The 20,197-nt window shown below is 71.9% G+C and carries 20 protein-coding genes and 1 tRNA gene; 17 read left to right on the forward strand and 4 right to left on the reverse strand.

The window, feature by feature from the left end; genetic code table 11:
* Positions 1–5 precede the first annotated feature (5 nt).
* The 6 genes from AB0C99_RS27775 to AB0C99_RS27800 all read left to right on the forward strand — a co-directional run bounded on the left by AB0C99_RS27775 (position 6) and on the right by AB0C99_RS27800 (position 5,845).
* Positions 6–932, forward strand: a complete 927-nt coding sequence (locus AB0C99_RS27775; protein WP_362480475.1) for an NAD(P)-dependent oxidoreductase — start codon at positions 6–8, stop codon at positions 930–932.
* A 13-nt stretch (positions 933–945) separates the two neighbouring features.
* Positions 946–1,374, forward strand: coding sequence for a nuclear transport factor 2 family protein (locus AB0C99_RS27780; protein ID WP_362480478.1), 429 nt, complete (start codon positions 946–948; stop codon positions 1,372–1,374).
* A 15-nt stretch (positions 1,375–1,389) separates the two neighbouring features.
* On the forward strand, positions 1,390–2,295 hold the full coding sequence (pheA, locus tag AB0C99_RS27785) for a prephenate dehydratase (RefSeq protein WP_362480480.1): 906 nt from the start codon (positions 1,390–1,392) through the stop codon (positions 2,293–2,295).
* Between the two features lie 93 nt (positions 2,296–2,388).
* Positions 2,389–3,756 (forward strand): class II 3-deoxy-7-phosphoheptulonate synthase, encoded by a 1,368-nt coding sequence (locus AB0C99_RS27790; RefSeq protein WP_362480483.1) that lies wholly within the window; start codon positions 2,389–2,391, stop codon positions 3,754–3,756.
* Entirely contained in the window at positions 3,753–4,169 is a 417-nt protein-coding gene (locus AB0C99_RS27795; RefSeq protein WP_362480486.1) for a chorismate mutase, read from the forward strand. Before AB0C99_RS27790 ends, AB0C99_RS27795 begins: the two co-directional genes overlap by 4 nt.
* A 218-nt stretch (positions 4,170–4,387) precedes the next feature.
* Positions 4,388–5,845, forward strand: a complete 1,458-nt coding sequence (locus AB0C99_RS27800; protein WP_362480489.1) for a multicopper oxidase domain-containing protein — start codon at positions 4,388–4,390, stop codon at positions 5,843–5,845.
* Positions 5,846–5,888: 43 nt separating this feature from the next.
* Here the strand turns inward: AB0C99_RS27800 and AB0C99_RS27805 are convergent, their stop codons facing one another.
* Positions 5,889–6,254 (reverse strand): helix-turn-helix domain-containing protein, encoded by a 366-nt coding sequence (locus AB0C99_RS27805; RefSeq protein ID WP_362480492.1) that lies wholly within the window; start codon positions 6,252–6,254, stop codon positions 5,889–5,891.
* A gap of 128 nt (positions 6,255–6,382) precedes the next feature.
* Here AB0C99_RS27805 and AB0C99_RS27810 point away from each other — a divergent pair, with 128 nt between their 5' ends.
* From AB0C99_RS27810 to AB0C99_RS27840, 7 genes are all read left to right on the forward strand, one after another.
* Complete coding sequence (locus AB0C99_RS27810; RefSeq protein WP_362480495.1) at positions 6,383–6,850, forward strand: luciferase family protein; 468 nt, start codon at positions 6,383–6,385, stop codon at positions 6,848–6,850.
* Positions 6,851–6,888: 38 nt separating this feature from the next.
* A complete protein-coding gene (locus AB0C99_RS27815; protein ID WP_362480496.1) occupies positions 6,889–7,818 on the forward strand; it encodes an NADP-dependent oxidoreductase in 930 nt (309 codons plus the stop codon).
* Positions 7,819–7,939: 121 nt separating this feature from the next.
* Positions 7,940–8,989 (forward strand): methyltransferase, encoded by a 1,050-nt coding sequence (locus AB0C99_RS27820; protein WP_362480498.1) that lies wholly within the window; start codon positions 7,940–7,942, stop codon positions 8,987–8,989.
* 68 nt (positions 8,990–9,057) lie between these two features.
* On the forward strand, positions 9,058–9,408 hold the full coding sequence (locus AB0C99_RS27825; RefSeq protein ID WP_362480500.1) for a DoxX family protein: 351 nt from the start codon (positions 9,058–9,060) through the stop codon (positions 9,406–9,408).
* A gap of 89 nt (positions 9,409–9,497) precedes the next feature.
* Positions 9,498–10,175 carry a disulfide bond formation protein DsbA gene (locus tag AB0C99_RS27830; RefSeq protein ID WP_362480502.1) on the forward strand — a complete coding sequence of 226 codons (678 nt, stop codon included), beginning with the start codon at positions 9,498–9,500 and terminating at the stop codon, positions 10,173–10,175.
* A 208-nt stretch (positions 10,176–10,383) separates the two neighbouring features.
* The gene (locus AB0C99_RS27835) at positions 10,384–12,024 is read left to right on the forward strand and encodes a M4 family metallopeptidase (protein ID WP_362480504.1); all 1,641 of its coding nucleotides are present in this window, start codon (positions 10,384–10,386) and stop codon (positions 12,022–12,024) included.
* A 213-nt stretch (positions 12,025–12,237) separates the two neighbouring features.
* Positions 12,238–13,131, forward strand: coding sequence for an HNH endonuclease (locus AB0C99_RS27840; protein WP_362480507.1), 894 nt, complete (start codon positions 12,238–12,240; stop codon positions 13,129–13,131).
* Between the two features lie 71 nt (positions 13,132–13,202).
* On the opposite strand, the gene AB0C99_RS27845 is transcribed toward AB0C99_RS27840, so the two are convergent.
* From AB0C99_RS27845 to AB0C99_RS27855, 3 genes are all read right to left on the reverse strand, one after another.
* Positions 13,203–14,219 carry a DUF5954 family protein gene (locus AB0C99_RS27845; protein ID WP_362480510.1) on the reverse strand — a complete coding sequence of 339 codons (1,017 nt, stop codon included), beginning with the start codon at positions 14,217–14,219 and terminating at the stop codon, positions 13,203–13,205.
* A gap of 156 nt (positions 14,220–14,375) precedes the next feature.
* The gene (locus AB0C99_RS27850) at positions 14,376–15,287 is read right to left on the reverse strand and encodes a DUF4365 domain-containing protein (RefSeq protein WP_362480512.1); all 912 of its coding nucleotides are present in this window, start codon (positions 15,285–15,287) and stop codon (positions 14,376–14,378) included.
* 161 nt (positions 15,288–15,448) lie between these two features.
* Positions 15,449–15,520: transfer RNA gene (locus AB0C99_RS27855), tRNA-Arg, on the reverse strand.
* A 158-nt stretch (positions 15,521–15,678) separates the two neighbouring features.
* Here AB0C99_RS27855 and AB0C99_RS27860 point away from each other — a divergent pair.
* From AB0C99_RS27860 to AB0C99_RS27875, 4 genes are all read left to right on the forward strand, one after another.
* Complete coding sequence (locus AB0C99_RS27860) at positions 15,679–16,158, forward strand: response regulator (RefSeq protein ID WP_362480515.1); 480 nt, start codon at positions 15,679–15,681, stop codon at positions 16,156–16,158.
* A 216-nt stretch (positions 16,159–16,374) separates the two neighbouring features.
* Positions 16,375–17,361 carry an ArgS-related anticodon-binding protein NrtL gene (gene nrtL, locus AB0C99_RS27865; protein ID WP_362480518.1) on the forward strand — a complete coding sequence of 329 codons (987 nt, stop codon included), beginning with the start codon at positions 16,375–16,377 and terminating at the stop codon, positions 17,359–17,361.
* Between the two features lie 14 nt (positions 17,362–17,375).
* Positions 17,376–18,767: a diaminopimelate decarboxylase gene (lysA, locus tag AB0C99_RS27870; protein ID WP_362480521.1), complete on the forward strand. Its 1,392-nt coding sequence runs from the start codon at positions 17,376–17,378 to the stop codon at positions 18,765–18,767.
* Between the two features lie 137 nt (positions 18,768–18,904).
* Positions 18,905–20,197 (forward strand): homoserine dehydrogenase, encoded by a 1,293-nt coding sequence (locus AB0C99_RS27875; protein WP_362480524.1) that lies wholly within the window; start codon positions 18,905–18,907, stop codon positions 20,195–20,197.

A 20,197-nucleotide genomic window follows, 5' to 3' on the forward strand; every position in this document is an offset into this window, starting at 1 on the left:
CACACATGAACGGCAAGAAGATCCTGGTCACCGGCGGCACCGGCCACGTGGCCGGGCCGGTCGCCAAGGCGCTGGCCCAGGACAACGAGGTCTGGGCGCTGGGCCGCTTCGGCACCCCCGGCTCGGAGGACGCCCTGCGCGCGCACGGCATCACCACCTTCCGCTGGGACATGGACGACACGGGGGACGACGCCCTCAAGGGCCTGCCCGAGGACTTCACCCACGTCATCCACTCCGCCGTCAACCGCGGCGAGGACGGCGACTTCAACCGGGCGATCGAGGTCAACACCGTCGCCGCCGGGCGCCTGATGACCCACTGCCGCACCGCCGAGGCGTTCCTGTACGTCTCCACCGGCGCCCTCTACAAGCGCCAGACCCTCGACCACGCCTACCGCGAGGACGACCCGGTCGACGGCGTCGCCGACTGGCTGCCCGCCTACCCGGTCGTCAAGATCGCCACGGAGGGCGCGGTCCGCGCGTACGCGGCCACGCTCGGCCTGCCGACGATCATCGCCCGCCTGAACATCGCGTACGGCCCCGGCGGCTACGGCGGCGTCCCGATGCTCTACTTCAAGCGGATGCTCGCCGGCGAGCCCATCCCGGTCCCCGTCGAGGGCCAGAACTGGTGCTCCCTGCTCTACACCGACGACCTCGTCGAGCAGGTCCCGCACCTGTGGAACGCGGCGACTGTGCCCGCCACCCTCACCAACTGGGGCGGCGACGAGTCCGTCGGCATCACCGACTGCGTGCGGCACCTGGAGGAGCTCACCGGCGTCGAGGCGAAGCTGGTGCCGAGCGAGGTCACCCGCGAGACCTACCAGTTCGACCCGACCCTGCGGAAGCAGCTCACCGGCCCCTGCAAGGTCGGCTGGCGCGAGGGCATCCGCCGCACGGTCGAGTCCATGTATCCCGAGTACGCGAAGCAGCGCTGAGGAGCGGCGAGCGATGACCACGACCACGACCACGACGACACCTGCGACCACGAGCAACCTGGACCTGATCCACGCCGCCTACGCGGCCTTCCGCGACCGGGACGTCGACGCCCTCGTCGCCACGATGGCCGAGGACATGGAGTGGATCCACCCCGAGGGCATGGACACCTACGGGCTCGGCGGCACCAAGCACGGCCACGCCGGCGTCCGCGCCTTCCTGGCGCACGTCCCCACCGTCCTGGGCGGGATGCGGCTCCAGCCGCTGGAGTTCCTCGACCACGGCGACCGGGTCGTCGTCTTCGGCGTCCGCGACGTCACCTCCCGCTCCGGCCACACGGAGACCCTGCAGTTCGTCCACTCCTGGACGTTCCGCGACGGCAAGGCGGTCCGCATGGAGGACGTCTTCGACACGGTCGCCTTCCACCGGGTGATCGAGAGCTGACGGGCGCCCGGTGCCATGAAGACCGCCATCGCGTACGCCTACCTGGGCCCCGAGGGCACCTTCACCGAGGCGGCGCTGCGCAGGCTCCCCGCGTACGCCGCCCACGCCGTCCTCGGCGGCCCCGGCGCGGAGCCGACCCGGCGCCCGTACCCCAGCGTCCCCGCGGCCCTGGACGCGGTCCGCCGCGGCGAGTGCGTGACGGCAGTGGTCCCGCTGGAGAACTCGGTGAAGGGCCCCGTGCCCGCCACCATGGACCAGCTGGCCGAGTCCGGGCTGCACATCACCGGGGAGGTCGAACTCCCGGTGACCTTCGCCCTGATGGCGCCGGACGGCACGGACCTCGACGCCGTACGGGAGGTGTTCAGCCACCCGCACGCCCTCGCGCAGTGCGCCGCCTGGCTCGACGCGCACCTGCCGGGCGCGCGGGCCGTGCCGGCCGACTCGACGGCCGCCGCCGCGCGCGAGGTGGCGCGGCGGCCCGGCGGCGGGGCGGCGGCCGTCGCCGCCCCGCCGGCCGCCGAGCGGTACGGCCTGCGGGTGCTGGCCACCGGGCTCGGGCGCCGCGGCGGGGCGGTCACCCGCTTCGTCGCGGTCTCCCCGGCCCGCTTCCCGCCCGCCCGCACCTCCCGGGACCGCACCTCGCTGGTCGTCACCACCGAGGACGGCGGCCCGGCCCGGCTGGCCGCGGTCCTCGGCCTGTTCACCGACCGGGACGTGGCGGTGAGCCGGGTGCACGCCTGGCCCACCGGCGAACGCCTGGGCAGCTACCGCTACTTCGTCGACGTGGACGGCCACGTGACGCACCCGGCGGTCAGCGGCGCCCTGTCGGGCCTCCCCGGGGCCGGGGCCTCCGCCCGCTTCCTCGGCAGCTATCCGAGGTGGCCGGCCGCCCCGGCCCGCCCCGTCGCCGGACGCCGCTGATGCCCCACGCCGCCCCCGTCCCCGCCCGTCCGGCCTCGCTCCCGAGCACCCTCCTCACCTCCCTCCTCACCTTCCTCCGCGAGAGGTTCCGCCATGGAGACCCTGAAGCCCGAGACCCCTGAATTCGAACTGATGAACACATGGGACGGTCTCCCCGCCGCCCAGCAGCCCGAATACCCCGACCCCGCCGCGCTCCGCCGGGTCACCCGCGAGCTCGCCGCCGCGCCCCCGCTGGTCTTCGCCGGGGAGTGCGAGCGGCTCAAGGACCGGCTCGCCGCCGTCGCCCGAGGCGAGGCCCTGCTGCTCCAGGGCGGCGACTGCGCCGAGACCTTCGACCGGGTCTCCGCCGAGACCGTGCACAGCAAGCTCAACACCCTGATGCAGATGTCCGCCGTCCTCACCTACGCCGCCGCGCTGCCGGTCGTGAAGGTCGGCCGGATCGCCGGCCAGTACGCCAAACCGCGCTCCCGGCCCACCGAGACCCGCGACGGCCTCACCCTCCCCACGTACCGGGGCGACGCCGTCAACGGCCCCGCCTTCACCGCCGGGGCCCGCGTCCCGGACCCGGAGCGGCTGCTGCGGATGTACCAGGCGTCCGCCAACACCCTCAACCTCGTACGGGCGTTCACCGCCGGCGGCTACGCGGCGCTCGGCCAGGTGCACGAGTGGAACCGCGACTTCATCGCCGGCTCCCCGCTGCGCGGGCAGTACGAGGCCATCGCCCACGGCATCGACCGCGCGCTGAAGTTCATGGCCGCGACCGGCGCCAGCCCGCGCGCCTTCGACGACTCCGAGTTCTACGTCTCCCACGAGGGCCTGCTGCTCGACTACGAGGCCCCGCTGACCCGGCGCGACCCCGACTCCGGCCGGGTCTACGCCACCTCCGGGCACATGCTCTGGATCGGCGAGCGCACCCGCGGCCTGGACGGCGCCCACGTCGAGTACTTCTCCCGCGTCGCCAACCCGATCGGCGTCAAACTGGGCCCCAGCACCACCGCCGACACGGCGCTGCGGCTCATCGACCGGCTCGACCCCGACCGGGAGCCCGGCCGCCTCACCTTCGTCGTCCGGCTCGGCGTCGACCGGGTGCGCGAGGTGCTGCCCGAGCTCGTCGAGAAGGTCACCGCCTCCGGCGCCCGGGTCGCCTGGGTCAGCGACCCGATGCACGGCAACACCATCGGCGCGCCCTCCGGCCACAAGACCCGGCACTTCGACGACATCCTCGGCGAGGTCCGCGCCTTCTTCGAGGTGCACGGCGCCCTCGGCACCCACGCGGGCGGCATCCACGTGGAGCTCACCGGGGACGACGTCACCGAATGCGTCGGCGGCGGCCACGACCTGGGCTTCCCCGACCTCTTCGACCGCTACGAGTCGGCCTGCGACCCCCGGCTCAACCGCAGCCAGTCGCTGGACCTGGCCTTCCTGGTCGCGGAGTTCCTGCACGCCGGGGAGGCGGTGTGACGGGGGAGACGGCAGGGGCGGATTCCCCGCCGGCCGGTGCCGCCGGTGCCGCCGGTGCCGCCGGTGCGGCCGGTGCGGAGCTCGGGCGGCTCCGGGCCGGCATCGACGGGGTCGACGCCGCCGTCGTCCGCCTGCTCGCGGAGCGCTTCGCCCTCACCCGCCGGGTCGGCGAGCTCAAGGCCCGGCACGGCCTGCCGCCCGCCGACCCGGGGCGCGAGGCGCGGCAGATCGCCCGGCTGCGGGAGCTCGCCGGGGCGGCGCGGCTCGATCCGGAGTTCGCCGAGAAATTCCACCGCTTCGTCGTGGCGGAGGTGATCCGGCACCACGAGGCGATCGCGCGCGCCGTAATGGAACAGCGAATTCCGGCCGCGCGGGAGGAGACGGCTCCGCCGCCGGTCCTGGCGGAATATTGACATTCGCTTGGCGAAATCCGACAGAGCGTGCGCATGACCTGCGAAATCGCGCACACCCATGAATCCCCTTCCGTTGATCGAGGTTTCCGGACCACAGGAGAATCAAGGCCATGATCCGGCCCGATTCTCCGTGGCCGGCCTCTCTCGTTCACGACGGACCCCGGCGACGCGTTCGCCGTTCCGGGTCCGCCGATTCCGGTTCCACCCTGGGGGATTTCGTGATCAGTCGCAGAAACATGCTGAAGGCGGGGGTGGCCACCAGCGCGGCCGGCGCCGCGGGCCTGCTGATTCCGGCGACCGGGGGCACCGCGCGAGCGGCCGACCTCGACCCGGCGAGCATCCCCAAGTTCACCCAGCGGATGCCGCTCGCGCCGACGCTCGCCCCGTACTCCTCCACCGGCACCGCCGAGTACTACGCGATGACCATGAAGGAGGCGGACGTCGAGATCATCCCGGGCCGCCTCACCCGGGTCCACACCTTCAACGGCAGCTTCCCCGGCCCGGTCATCCGCGCCCGCTCGGGCGTCCGCGCGGTGGTCCAGCAGACCAACGAGCTGACCGTGCCGACCTCCGTGCACCTGCACGGCGCGCACGTCCCGCCGGACAGCGACGGCGGCCCGATGGACCTCATCGCCCCGGGCGGCGGCACCAAGACGTACACGTACCCGAACCAGCAGCCGCACGCGAACCTCTGGTTCCACGACCACGCGCACCACCAGGAGTCCGAGAACGTCTTCCGCGGCCTGAGCGGCACCTACCTGCTCACCGACGACGTCGAGCAGGGCAACATCCTGCCGAAGGGCGCGTACGACATCCCGATCCAGCTGCGCGACGCCCGCTTCGACGACCAGGGCCAACTCGTCTACGCCATGGACGACTTCCTCAACCGGAACGTCATCCTCGCCAACGGCAAGGCATGGCCGTACTTCGAGGTCGCCCGCAAGCTGTACCGCTTCCGGATCTTCAACACCGCCAACATGCGGTACTTCCACCTCAGCCTGACCGGCAACGCGCCCTTCACCCTGATCGGCACCGACGGCGGGCTGCTGCCCCGGCCGCAGGAGGTCACCAGCGTGGCGCTCTCGCCGGGCGAACGCGCCGACATCATGGTCGACTTCTACGAGTACCCGCTCGGCACCACCCTGGAGCTCAGGAACGCGCCCGACGCGATGCCGGGCGGGCCCGCGGACGCGATCACCAAGGTCATCCAGTTCCGCGTCACGGGCACGGGCAAGGAGTTCGGCACCATCCCGTACGACCTGCGGACCCTGCCGGCCCTCCCGCCGGCCACGGTGAACCGTTCCATCACCCTCAGCATGGACGAGACCGGCTCGGCGTCGGACCTGGGCTACATCAACGGCCTGATCTACGACATGGACCGGATCGACACCCAGATCACCCTCGGCACCACGGAGATCTGGACCGTCACCAACGCCAACACGATCATCCCGCACAACTTCCACATCCACCTGGTGCAGTTCAGGGTGCTGGAGCGGAACGGGAAGCCGGTGACCTCGGGCCCGGAGGTGGGGCTCAAGGACACCGTCAACCTGAACCCGGGGGAGACGGTCAAGCTCCAGGCCACCTTCACCGGCTACCGGGGCACGTACCTGTACCACTGCCACATATTCGACCACGCGGCGATGGGGATGATGGCGAACATGAAGATCGTCTGACCGGCCGGGCCCCGGGGGAGGGTGTCAGTCGGCGGGGAGGGTGTCAGTCGGCGTCGAAACTCTGCCGGGACATGCTGATGTACTCGCGGTGCCGCTCGGACCATCTGATCAGGGAGCCCACCTCCGTGGACAGGGTGTGTCCGACATCCGTCAGCTCGTAGTCCACCCGCGGCGGCGTACTGGGCGTGACGGTCCTGATCACCAGGCCGTCCCGCTCCAGGCTGCGCAGGGTGAGCGTCAGCATCCGCTGCGAGATTCCGTCGATGGAACGGCGGAGCTCCGAATAGCGCCGGGGCCCGTCGCCCAGGATCGCCATGATCAGAACGCTCCATTTGTCGCCGACCCGGTCGAGCACATCGCGCAGCTGACAGATGGCCAGACCCTCGCTGACCTGGTCAGGAACATTCATGTGCGTTGCGATCTTTGAAGTGCCGTCTTCTGCCACACCAGCAGGATCGCCCAGAATTCTCGTGGAAACAAGAAGTAACCAGCGCACTGTTTGTGCGCGGCTTTGCCACGCCCGTACCGGAGGAAACCATGGCCGTCGACCTGAGCGTTCTGCCCCCGCGAAAGGGGCCCCGTCCCGAGACGACCGGCCGGGAGATCCCGCACGACCAGCTGGAGGACTTCTCCCCGCCGGAGATCCGGGACGCCCTGGTGGCCCGCGCCAAGGAGCTGCCGGGTGTCTTCACCAGCCCGAGCCTGGTCTCCGAGCCCGGCTCGCTGGCCCTGCGGCTCAACCGGAGCAACCGGCCCTTCCTGGCCTTCCTGCACCCGTCGGTCGACGAGTTCGGGCACATCCACCGGTCCGGCTTCATGCACCTGACGGTGCCGGTCGAGGTGCTGCCCGCGCTCACCGAGCTCGGCTGGATCGAGCCGCACCCCATCACCCGGCGCGCGGAGTTCCCGGACAGCATCGTGATGCTCTACGCGCCGCGCGACGAGGACGAGCTGGAGGTCGCGGCCCTGGTGCTGCGGGCCTCGTACGAGCAGGCCGCGGCCTGACCGCCCCACCCCACGGAACCCGAAAGAGGAATAACCCCATGCGTGCAGTGACCATCGACGAATTCGGCGCGGCCCCGACCGTCACCGAGGTGACCAAGCCGGTGCCGGGCCCCGGCGAGATCCTGGTCAAGGTCAGCCACTCCTCCCTCAACGGCTTCGACGGCGCCGTGATCTATGGCTTCCTGAAGGACGCCCTGGAGCACAAGTTCCCGGTGACCCTGGGCAAGGACTTCGCGGGCACCGTCGAGGCCGTCGGCGAAGGTGTCGGCCGCACGGCGGGCGACCGGGTCTTCGGCGTCGTCATGAAGCCGGTCGTCCAGGACGGCGCGCTCGCCGAGTACGTGGTGGTCGGCGAGGGCTACGGCATCGCCGCCGCCCCCGAGGGCCTGGAGCCCGCCCACGCCGGCGCCCTCGGCCTGGCCGGCTCGGCAGCCGTCGGCGTGATCGACGCGCTGGCGCCGCAGCAGGGCGAGACGGTGCTGGTCATCGGCGCGACCGGCGGCGTCGGCGCGTACGCCGTGCAGCTCGCCGCGAAGACCGGCGCGACCGTGATCGCGACCGCCAAGCCGGGCGCGGAGACGGAGTTCGTGAAGGGCCTCGGCGCCACCCACGTCGTCGACCACACCGGCGACCTCGCCGCGCAGATCCGCGCGCTCTCCCCGGGCGGCGTGCACGCGGCGGCCCACCTGGCCGGCGACCCGGTGGCCGCCGCCGCGCTGGTGGCCGCGGGCGGCCGGCTCGCCTCCACGCTGGGCTTCGGCCCGGAGGCGGCGACCGAGCTGGACATCACCGTGACCTCGGTGATGGCCAACCCGGACCCGGCCACCCTGGAGCGCCTGGCGGACGCGGTCGTCTCCGGCGCCCTGACGGTGCCGATCGCCCAGACCTTCGGCCTGGACGCGGTGGGCCAGGGCTTCGCGGCCTTCGGCGCGGGCACGGTGGGCAAGATCGCGGTCACCGTCGCCTGACGGGAGGGCGGTCGGGCGGGCGGGCGCGCCACCGTGTCGGCGCGCCCGCCCACCCGCCGTACCGACCGCGTACCGCACCCGCAGTCCCCTTGTCCCACGCAGCCAGAGCCGGAGACCTCCCATGGACGCACGCACCAGCGCCGCCGCCACGGCGACCGAGCAGCAACAGCCCGACTTCGGCCGGATGTTCGAGATGGTCACCAGCTTCTGGGTGGCCCGCGCCGTGCACGCCGCGACCGCGCTCGGCCTGCCCGACCGGGTCGCCGAGGGCCCCCGGACGGCGGCCGAGCTCGCGACGGCGACGGGCACGGACCCCCGCTCCCTGCACCGCCTGCTGCGCGCGCTGGCGGGTGTCGGCGTGCTGGCGGTCGACGCGGCGGGCCGCTACACGACGACACCCCTCGGCGACACCCTGCGCACCGACGTACCCGGATCGCTCGCCTCCTTCGTCCAACTGGAACTGGGCGCCGCGCACCACGGCACCTGGGGCCTGCTGGCCGATTCGGTACGGTCCGGGCAGCCGGTCTTCGAGGCGGCGTCGGGCCACCCGATCTGGGAGTACTTCGAGCGCACGCCGGAGATGGCCGACCACCTCGGCAAGGCGATGACGGGCCTGACGGCGATGGTCGCCGACGCGGTCCTGGAGGTCTTCGACTTCTCCCCGTACGGGAAGGTCGTGGACGTCGGCGGCGGCGAGGGCGGCTTCCTGAGCGCGATCCTCGGCGCCCACCCCGGCACCGAGGGCGTCGTGTTCGACCTGCCCCACGTGGTGGCCAACGGACGCGCCCGGATCGCGGACGCGGGCCTCGCGGACCGCTGCGAACTGATCGGGGGCAGCTTCTTCGAGAAGGTCCCGGAGGGCGGCGACCTCTACACGATGAAGTGGGTGCTGCACGACTGGAACGACGAGTCGAGCGTCGAGATCCTGAAGTCGGTGCGGCGCGCGATGCCGGCGGACGGCCGGCTCCTGGTGGTGGACACGGTGGTGCCGGAGGACGGCGCGTTCTCGCCGAGCAAGATCATCGACCTGAACATGATGGTGCTCAGCGGCGGCCAGGAGCGGACGGCGGAGGAGTTCCGGACGCTGCTCGACGCGGCGGGCTTCACGCTGACGCGGATCCTGCCGACGGCGTCGCCGAGCAGCGTGGTGGAGGCGACCCCGACCCCCTGACGCAGGCACCGCCCACCCCTACCCCCCCCACCTCCCCCCTCTCTCACACACGGCTCAAGGAGCAACCCATGTTCATCGCATACGTAGTCCTGGCGGTCCTGGTCTCGCTGGTCCTCCTCGGATCGGCGCGCGGGAAGCTGGTGCGCGACGAGAAGATCGTCGCCGGAATGCAGAAGGTCAACGTCCCGGACGGCTGGCTGCCGAGGCTCGCGGCGCTGGAGATCCTGGGGGCGATCGGCCTGATCGCGGGCATCTGGTTCCGCCCGCTGGGCATCGCGGCCGGCGTGGGCGTGGTGCTCTACTTCGTCGGCGCGGTGATCACGCACCTGCGCGCCAAGGACGGCAAGGGCGCCCCGGTCCCGGCGGTGCTGGCGCTGCTGGCGGCGGCGCCGGTGGTGCTGGGCCTGGCGGCGAACTGACGCGAGGGAAACAGGGGAACCAAGTAACGGCGTAACGGCGTAACGGCGTAGTGACGGAACGACGGAATCAAGGATCCGGAGAGAGCCCCATGACCACCACCACGGCGATTCAGCCGCCCCCCACCCCCACCCCCACCCCCGTCACCTTCTACTTCGACCCGCTGTGCCCGTGGACCTGGATCACCTCGCGCTGGCTGGTGGAGGTGGAGGCGCGGGGCCTGGTCGCGATCGACTGGAATGTCATGAGCCTGGCAATCCTCAACGAGGACCGGCTGGACCAGATCCCGGAGCAGTACCGGGAGTTGCTCGGCCCGAAGGGCTGGCGGCCGGTGCGCGCGCTGGTGGCGGTGAAGGACAAGTTCGGGAACGAGGCGGCGGGCCGGCTCTACACGGAGCTGGGCGAGCGCTTCCACCCGGGCGGCGAGGCGCCGGAACTCGACGTGATCCGGCGGGCGTTGGAGGCGGCGGGCCTGCCGGAGGGGGCGGCGGCCGAGCTCTTCGCGTACGTGGAGGGCGACACGTACGACGGCGAGGTGCGGGCGTCGCACGAGGCGGGCCAGGCGGCGGTGGGGGAGGAGGCCGGCAGCCCGGTCCTCGCGCTGCCGGGCCCGGACGGCGAACCGCTGGGCTTCTTCGGCCCGATCCTCTCGCGGGTGCCCCGGGGCGAGGCGGCGGAGCGGCTGTGGGAGGCGGCGCGGCTGGCGGCGACGGTGCCGGGCTTCGCGGAGTTCAAGCGGGCGCGGTCGGAGGGCCCGCTGTTCGACTGATCTGAAGACGGCGGCCGAACGGTAAAGAGAACCCCAGAGAATCCCTAAGAACCCCCCGGTGTCAGGGCGGTCAGCTCCCCGCATAACGGACGGAGCTGGCCGCCCTTCGGACAACTGATGGTCAAATTCTTGTTGCGCACCTGTCATTAACGGTCGTTCGCTGACACGCTCGCTGCTCGCACCACCCCCACGAAGTGCCATTCCCCCCATGTTGCACAGCGAAGGAGCCCGCGTGACCCGCCAGCAGACCTCGCACCGCCGCACCACCGTCCGCGCCGCCGCACTGATCGCCTCGGCCGCCATGGTCGTCGTCGGCGTCCAGTCCGGCTCGGCCAGCGCCGAAGCCCAGCGAGAGGCGGGCGCGACCGCGCTCGTCCTCACCCAGACGCAGCGCGCCGCCGCGATCCAGGAGGCGCAGGCCGGCGCCGTCGGCACGGCCGCGTCCCTCGGCCTGCCCGCCCAGGAGAAGCTGGTCGCCCGCGACGTCGTCAAGGACGCGGACGGCACCGTCCACACCCGCTACGAGCGCACGTACGCCGGCATCCCGGTGCTCGGCGGCGACCTGGTCGTGCACGAGAAGAAGAACGGCGCCCGCTCCACCACCAAGGCGACCGAGGCGTCCATAGCCGTGGCCGACACGGCCCCGGCGCTCTCGGCGGCGACGGTGGGCAAGTCGGCCGTGGCGTCCTCGGGCGCGAAGTCGGCGAAGGCGTCCTCGGCCCGCAAGGTGATCTGGGCGGCCGGCGGCAAGGCGGTCCTCGCCTGGGAGACCGTCGTCACCGGCACGCAGGCGGACGGCACGCCGAGCCGCCGTCACGTGATCACGGACGCGACCAGCGGCAAGGAGCTGTCCTCCTACGAGTCCATCGAGACGGGCGTCGGCAACACCGAGTACAGCGGCAAGGTCACGCTGGGCACCTCGGGCTCGGGCACGTACACGCTGACCGACGCGGCGCGCGGCGGCCACAAGACGTACGACCTGAAGGGCGGCACGTCGGGGACGGGCACGCTCTTCACCAACTCGACGGACACGTGGGGCAACGGCCTGTCCAGCAACCGCGAGACGGCGGCGGCGGACGCGCACTACGGCGCGGCGGTCACCTGGGACTTCTACAAGAACGAGCTGGGCCGCAACGGCATCCGGGGCGACGGAGTCGCGGCGTACTCGCGCGTCCACTACGGCAACGCGTACGTGAACGCGTTCTGGGACGACAGCTGCTTCTGCATGACGTACGGCGACGGCATCGGCAACACCAGCCCGCTGACCTCGCTCGACGTGGCGGGCCACGAGATGTCGCACGGCCTGACCTCCTCGACGGCGAACCTGCGCTACAGCGGCGAGTCCGGCGGCCTGAACGAGGCGACGTCCGACATCCTCGGCACCTCGGTGGAGTTCTACGCGGCGAACGCGACGGACGTCGGCGACTACCTCATCGGCGAGAAGATCGACATCAACGGCGACGGCACCCCGCTCCGCTACATGGACAAGCCGAGCAAGGACGGCGGCTCGGCGGACTACTGGTCGAAGACGGTCGGCCGGCTGGACGTCCACTACTCGTCGGGCCCGGCGAACCACTTCTTCTACCTGCTGTCCGAGGGCAGCGGCACGAAGACGATCAACGGGGTCACGTACAACTCCCCGACCTACGACGGCTCGACCCTGACGGGCATCGGCCGCCAGAAGGCGTACAAGATCTGGTACAAGGCCCTCTCCACCTACATGACCTCGACCACCAACTACTCCGCCGCCCGCACCGCCACCCTCTCGGCGGCCAAGGACCTCTACGGCACGAGCAGCACGGAGTACAACGCGGTCGCGAAGGCGTGGACGGCGATCAACGTGAAGTAACCCGGGCCCCACGAGCACGGACAGCCGCCTCCGCCCCCGCACCCGCCACCCGGCGAGTGCGGGGGCGGAGGCGTCCTAGTGACGACGGCCCGGCCTCGCCCCCCGACTAGCCTGCTGGCCATGACGACCGACGGGATACGGACACGGCCAGGGCCAGGGTCAGGGCCACGGACCGGCCGAGAAGAGAGCGCGGCCCAGCCGACGCTGGAGCGCGTGGCCCTGCTGCACGCCTTCGGCACCCTCCGGACGCACCAGCGGCGGGGCGTTCCCTCCCCGCACAAGCCCCTGTCCCTGCTCTGGTCGATCGCCCGCCTGGAGGCCGGCGAGGACAGGCTCGTGCCGTGGGAGGTGTTCGAGCACGAGGTGGGCGGGCTGCTGGTCGAGTTCGGCGGGCCCGGTTCCCAGGTGACCCCGCACTACCCGTTCGCGCGCCTCCGCGGCGGCATCTGGGAGGTCGAGGGCATCCCGGACGGCGTTCAGGACCCGAGCCCGACCGTCCTGCGCGCGGCCGGCGCGCGGGCCGGGTTCGTGCCCGAGGCAGCGAAGCTGCTGCGCACGGCCCACACCCGGGCCGCGGCCGTGAGGCTGCTGACCTGGACGTACTTCTCCGAGGCGGACCGCGCGCGGATCCTCGACCGGGTCGGCCTCGTCGGCTACCTGAGCGCGAGCGGGCACACGGCGGAGGCGCTGGACGAGGAGGCAACGCCCTCCGGCGGGGCCCCCGGCCCGGTGGGCCGGAGGCGGACGACGGTCACGCGCCCCGAGCGGAACCCGGAGTGGCCGAGGCAGGTCAAGAAGTGGCACGAGAGCACCTGCCAGGTGTGCGGGACCCCGCTGGAGACCCTGCTCGGCCGCTACAGCGAGGCGGCCCACATCCAGGGCATCGGCAGCCCGCACGAGGGGCCGGACACCACGAGCAACATGCTGTGCCTCTGCCCCAACCACCACAAGCAGTTCGACCTGCTGGGCATCTACATCGACGCCGACTGGCAGGTGCGCCGCACCGCGGACGACACGTTCGTCGCCTCGCTCAGAAGGCACCCCCGGCACCGCATCGAGACCGCGCACGTCGCGTACCACCGACTGCTGTGCGGAAAGGCCGACTGACCCCGCCCCACGCCTCCGCGGGCGCGCGGCCGGGCAGCGTAGCGCTCCCGGCGGCGCCCCCGCGGACACCCTCACTCCCCGTGGTGCACCTCTCCGGTCATGGCGTCCATGGAGGGGTGCATCTTCATCGGCCCGTAGTCGTCGAAGTCCGAAGGGCGCGGCTTCTCGGGGCCGTCGGGACCGAAGCGGACAATGCGCTCGACCCGGCAGATGCGCAGGACGCGGTCGTCGAAGGCGAGCTCGTCGGCCCGGTCGGCCGCCCGGTAGCGCTCGGCGATCCCGGCGTACCGCTCCCGCTTCGCGTCGTCGAACTCGTGGATGAGCGGCCAGAGCCGGTTGAGCAGCCCGTAGAGGAAGCGCCGGGCGTCGTGCGGCGTGGCCATGAGGGAGCCCTCCGGCCGCCAGGCGTCCCCGTTCTTCTCGACGACCCCGAAGGTGACGGGCATCAGCGCGATCTCGGGATACCGCTGCACGGCCCGCCGGGAGTCCTCGCGCACGGCGGCGGGGTAGCGCTTGCCGGAGTACTCGAAGCCGCGCAGCCCGAGCCGCAGCGCCTCGGACATCAGCCCGCGTTCCCGGAACGGATCGAGTACGAAGCCGAGGTCGGGCGACTCGGAGCCGCTCCGCTCGTCCCAGGACCGCTCGATGGGCTCCACGTCGGTGGGCCGGGGCGGTTCGAGCCCGGTGGGCCCGCTGCGCGCGAGCTCGTCGCCGCGCACGATCCGGTACCGCTCGTCGAGCACCTCCACCTCGTCGACGGGCTCCCGCTCCAGCACGGCCACCGCGGCGAGCAACTCCCGCCGCACACCCGGATCGTCGGTGTCGTCCTTGGCCCGGAACCACAGCTTCGAGTTCAGACTGTCGCGCGAGACCTGCGGCATCCCGTCCTGCAAGGGCGTCACCATCCGCCAGATCCCGTCCTCCTTCCGCTGGACGGCGACCCCGAAGAGGGCACCCCGCACGGCCAGCGACGGAAACAGCAACGACGCCTGCACGGCATCGGCCTCACTCACCCACGCGACGGGGTCCCCGCTGACCACGAGGTCCCGCTTCATCCGCTCCAGTCGTAGCTTCCAGTCATCGCTCATGCGCGCATTGTCGCGCCGAGGTGGGCCCCCCTGGCCAGGGTTCCAACAGAACGAACGGCGCAGTTGGGTTGCCAGGGGGGCGCCCACCCCCACCCCCCGAACCCCCGTCACGACAACGCGCCGCCCTGTCAGGGGCATATTCCGCCCGCGCCGGCTTCAGTCGGCTCCGCGCGGGGTCAACTGCCGCGTCCCTTCCTCGGCGAACCGGTCCACCAGCAGGAAGGCCCGCCCCAGATCGTTCAGCGTCAGCTCCAGCCGGTAGAAGTCCACCTCGCCGGAGGGGTTCGCGTACGGATGCAGGGATCCCCAACCGTCCCGCTCGTACGGATAGGTGTCGTACTCGGCGTCCTCGTAGGTCTCGGCGTGCAGGCCGACATCCGCCCAGGCGAACAGCTTCGGCACGACCTCGACGTAGTCCGACCGCCCCAGATAGACGGTCCAGCTGACGAGCGGCTCGGGATCGCCGCCGTCTTCCCTGTCCACGCCCAGGGCGATCCTGCCGCGGCCCGATGTCTTGTTGACCCACTCCTCGATGTCGATCACCAGGCGCGCGCCGTCGTCCAGCATCCTCATCCACAGCCGGGCGAGCCGCAGGTCGCGGACGCGGAGCGTGTAGGGATCCCCCTCGGCCGCCCGGCTCAACGGCGCCCTGGCCCCCTCGTCGAGCACCTGCCCCTCGGGAACCAGCAGCTTCCAGCCCCCGCGGGACGTCTCGACGAGCGTCTCCCGGTCGACCAACTGCCAGTAGCAGCGCTCCCTTTCCGGGTGATAGAGCACCACCACCACGGGCAACGAGTGATGGGTCCAGTACCTGACGTGCCCGGCATCCGGCCGAAACCACCACCCGCCCGGCCCCGGCTCCTTGAACCAACTGGAGCCGCTCTTGATCTGCAGGGCGAGCAGCCGGCCCCTCACCCGCTCCTCGTCGACGACCTCGACGTGCGCGTCGATGCCGTAGTCCTCCTTGGGCTGCTCCCGAAAGACCCAGCCCAGCTCGGACATGACGGCGAGCTCCGTCCGCGTCACGCCGATACCGGCCAACCGGGCGGACTGCTTACGGTGCATCATTTCCCCGTTCCTCCTGGGGCCGCGCGGCCACGAGCATCGGGCCGGACCACGGCCCCTCGGGTCCACCGCCCCGGCGGCTCCGCACCCGCCCGCACAAACAACAAGACCCCGCGTTCAGTGTTTCCACTGATCACGGGGTCTGTCCGGCACTTCCTGCGAAGTGCCCCCGGCAGGATTCGAACCTGCGCACACGGCTCCGGAGGCCGTTGCTCTATCCCCTGAGCTACGGGGGCGTCCGCCGCGTTCGGCGGCGACGGGTAGAACCCTACCAGCTCGTGGGGCGTGCCCGTGAACAGGTATTTCCGTCGCGTCACCAGGGGGTGTTCCCCCGCGCGGGTCGGAAGTGGGGAAAAGCCGGACGCGGCCCTTCCCGTAGACCTACTCTCGACGTGTGTCAGGGGTGTCCGGGCGAGTGCTCGTTGTCGATGACAACCGGGTGATCCGCCAGCTGATCAGGGTCAATCTCGAACTCGAGGGGTTCGAGGTGGTGACCGCGGCCGATGGTGCCGAGTGTCTGGATGTCGTGCATCAGGTCTGTCCCGATGTCGTCACCCTCGATGTCGTCATGCCCCGGCTGGACGGGCTCAGGACCGCCGCGCGGCTGCGGTCCGATCCGCGGACCAGTCATCTCCCCGTCGCGATCATCAGTGCCGGCACCGAGTACGACAGGGAAGGGTGCGGCATCTCCGGCGTGGACGCCTTCCTCGCCAAGCCCTTCGAGCCGTCCGAGCTCGTACGGGTCGTCCGGCAGCTCATGCACCGGGACCGGGACCGGCGCGGGCAGCACGGCGGAGGGGCCGGGCCGGAACAGCAGGAGGGCGGCGAGGAGCCGCCGGCGGGGACCGGGGCGCCTCGCGGGCGAGCCCTGTAGTTCCCGGACAGTGCCGGGACTAGTTCCCGGATAGTTCCCGGACGCGTCCCCGGACCGTTCCTGTACGAAGTCCCCGGATACTTCCCAGACGAGCCCCCGCATACTCCCCGGATTCCCCGCTTCCGCCCCGCCCCGCCTCTCCCGCTCCCCGCGTCCGCCGCCCACATGCCGAAACCGGTTCGCGTTCTGACCCCCCTCCTCCCCTAGGCTGGTCCCGTGACCCCCGCGGACCTCTCCCTCACCGTGCTGCACGCCGTGCGCCGCGCGGTCGACGAGGGTGCGCTGCGGGTCGACGTGCCCGCGCGCGTCAAGGTCGAGCGGCCTCGGCCGGGCGGTGTCGGCGACTACGCCAGCAGCATCGCGCTCAGCCTCGCGCGGCCGTCCGGGCGTCCGCCCCTCGACGTCGCCGGGATCCTCAAGGAGCGGCTGCGCGACAGCCCCGGGATCCGTGCCGTCGACATCACCGGGCCCGGGTTCCTCAACTTCACCCTCGCCACCGGACGCGGCGCCCGGCTCGTGCGGGAGATCGGCGCCGCCGGGCTTGGGTACGGGTACTCCGACGCCCTCGCCGGCACCCGCGTCCGGCTCCTCGGCACCGACGAGCCCCGCGCCCGGCTCGTCGGCGAGGTCGTGGTGCGGCTGCTGCGCAGTCAGGGCGCCGACGCGCGGGCCGGCGGTCCGGACGGGGGCGGCGGCGAGCGCCTTCACGTGCTGCCCGCGCCCCATGAACCCGGTCTCCTCGGGGCCGACGCCGCCCGCTGGGCCCTGCTCCGGCCCGCCGGTCACGACCACGCCCTGCCCGGCGGGCCCCTGCTCGTCCAGCACGAGCGCAATCCGCTCTTCCGCGTGCGGTACGCCCACTCCCGGGCCCGGGCCCTCGTCCGCAACGGTGCCCAGCTCGGCGTACCGGCCGTGTATGAGGGGGAGAGCGGTGAGGGGGACGGCGACGGGCTCCTGGCCCTGCTCGCCGATCACCCCGCACTCCTCCTCGCCGCCGCCCGGCACCGGGCGCCCGACCGGCTGGCCCGGCAGCTCGAAGGGGTCGCCGACGCGCTGCTCTCGTTCCAGCACACGGTGCTGCCGCTCGGTGACGAGAAACCCTCGGCCGCCCATCGTTCCCGGCTCGCGCTCGCCGAAGCCGCCGGGACGGTGCTCGCCGGTGGCCTCTCCCTGCTCGGCATCAGCGCACCCGACCAGATCTGAAAGAGCCAGTCGCCATGAGCCGTTCCGCACACCCCGCCGGGCCCCGTCACGCCGACGTCCTTCCCGAGGGGCACTACTCCGCCCCGCCCGCCGATCTCAACCAGCTCGATCCCAAGGTCTGGTCGCGGACCGTCGGGCGCGACGAGCGCGGGGTCGTGACCGTCGGCGGGATCGGGGTCGACGCGCTCCAGCGGGAGTTCGGCACGCCCGCCTACTTCCTCGACGAGGACGACTTCCGGGCCCGCTGCCGCGCCTGGGCCGAGGCGTTCGGCAAGGACGCCGACGTCTTCTACGCGGGCAAGGCGTTCCTCTCCCGGGCCGTCGTGCGGTGGCTCAAGGAGGAGGGGCTGAACCTCGACGTGTGCTCGGGCGGCGAGCTCAGCACCGCGCTGTCGGCGGGGATGCCGGCCGAGCGGATCGCCTTCCACGGGAACAACAAGACGGAGGACGAGATCCGGCGGGCCGTCGAGGCCGGGGTCGGGCGGATCGTCCTCGACTCCTTCCAGGAGATCGTCCGCGTCGCCCACATCGCGCAGGCGCTCGGCAAGCGCCAGCGGGTCCAGATCCGGGTGACCGTCGGTGTCGAGGCGCACACCCACGAGTTCATCGCCACCGCCCACGAGGACCAGAAGTTCGGGATCGCGCTGGCCGGCGGGCAGGCCGCGGAGGCCGTGCGGCGGGCGCTCTCGCTCGACGGTCTGGAACTCATCGGGATCCACTCGCACATCGGCTCGCAGATCTTCGACATGGCCGGCTTCGAGGTGTCCGCCCGGCGCGTGGTGGGACTGCTCGCCGAGGTGCGGGACGAGCACGGGGTCGAGCTGCCCGAGATCGACCTGGGCGGCGGGCTGGGGATCGCGTACACCTCCGACGACGACCCGCGCGAGCCGCACGACATCGCCAAGGCGCTCTCCGAGATCGTCACCCGCGAGTGCGAGGCCGCCGGGCTCGCGACCCCGCGGATCTCCGTCGAGCCGGGGCGCGCCATCGTCGGGCCGACCGCCTTCACCCTCTACGAGGTCGGCACGGTCAAGCCGCTGGAGGGGCTGCGCACGTACGTCTCCGTCGACGGCGGCATGTCGGACAACATCCGCACCGCGCTGTACGACGCCGAGTACAGCGTCGCGCTGGTCTCCCGTACGAGTGACGCCGAGCCCCTGCTCGTACGCGTCGTCGGCAAGCACTGCGAGAGCGGCGACATCATCGTGCGCGACGCCTTCCTGCCCGCCGACGTGGCCCCCGGCGACCTGCTCGCCGTGCCGGCCACCGGCGCGTACTGCCGGTCCATGGCGAGCAACTACAACCACGCCCTGCGCCCGCCCGTCGTGGCGGTGCGCGACGGCGAGGCGAGGGTCATCGTGAGGCGCGAGACGGAGGAAGATCTCCTGCGGCTCGACGTCGGATGATGAAATAGTCGGGTGATGGAATCGATGTCTCACGATCCGGACCATGGGCGGAATCGTCCGACCGGTGAGTGAGACTGGTTCCCACCGTTGTAATCCGTAGCGATACGAAGATCGAGAAGTACCGGGAAAGAGGTCGGATGATGCGTACGCGTCCGCTGAAGGTGGCGCTGCTGGGCTGTGGAGTGGTCGGCTCAGAGGTGGCGCGCATCATGACGACGCACGCCGACGACCTCGCCGCGCGCATCGGCGCTCCGGTCGAGCTCGCCGGCGTGGCGGTCCGCCGACCTGACAAGGTACGCGGGGGAGTCCCCGCCGAGCTGATCACCACCGACGCCACCGCCCTGGTCAAACGGGGCGACATCGACGTCGTCATCGAGGTCATCGGCGGGATCGAGCCGGCCCGCACGCTCATCACCACCGCCTTCGAGCACGGCGCCTCCGTCGTCTCCGCGAACAAGGCGCTGCTCGCCCAGGACGGCGCGGCCCTCTACGCCGCCGCCCAGGAGCACGGCGAGGACCTCTACTACGAGGCGGCCGTCGCCGGCGCCATCCCGCTGATCCGCCCGCTGCGCGAGTCGCTCGCCGGCGACAAGATCAACCGGGTGATGGGCATCGTCAACGGCACGACCAACTTCATCCTCGACAAGATGGACACCTCCGGCGCCGGATACAGCGAGGCGCTCGACGAGGCCACCGCGCTCGGGTACGCCGAGGCCGACCCGACCGCCGACGTCGAGGGCTTCGACGCCGCCGCCAAGGCCGCCATCCTCGCCGGGATCGCCTTCCACACCCGGGTGCGCCTCGACGACGTGTACCGCGAGGGCATGACCGAGGTCACCGCCGCGGACTTCGCCTCCGCCAAGCAGATGGGCTGCACCATCAAGCTGCTCGCGATCTGCGAGCGGGCCGCCGACGGCGAGTCCGTCACCGCGCGCGTGCACCCGGCGATGATCCCGCTCAGCCACCCGCTCGCCTCCGTCCGCGAGGCGTACAACGCCGTCTTCGTCGAGGCGGACGCCGCCGGGCAGCTCATGTTCTACGGCCCCGGCGCCGGCGGCTCGCCGACCGCGTCGGCCGTCCTCGGCGACCTGGTCGCCGTCTGCCGCAACAAGCTCAACGGGGCCAACGGCCCCGGCGAGTCCGCGTACACCCAGCTGCCCGTGAGCCCCATGGGCGACGTGGTGACGCGGTACCACATCAGTCTCGACGTGGCCGACAAGCCGGGCGTCCTCGCCCAGGTCGCGACGGTCTTCGCCGAGCACGGCGTGTCGATCGACACCGTCCGCCAGACGGGCAAGGACGGCGAGGCATCCCTCGTCGTCGTCACCCACCGCGCGCCCGACGCCGCCCTCTCCGGGACCGTCGAGGCGCTGCGCAAGCTCGACACCGTGCGCGGTGTCGCCAGCATCATGCGTGTTGAAGGGGAGTAA

Origin of the sequence: Streptomyces sp. NPDC048659 (assembly GCF_040650575.1) — a bacterium.
Classification (GTDB): Bacteria; Actinomycetota; Actinomycetes; order Streptomycetales; family Streptomycetaceae; genus Streptomyces.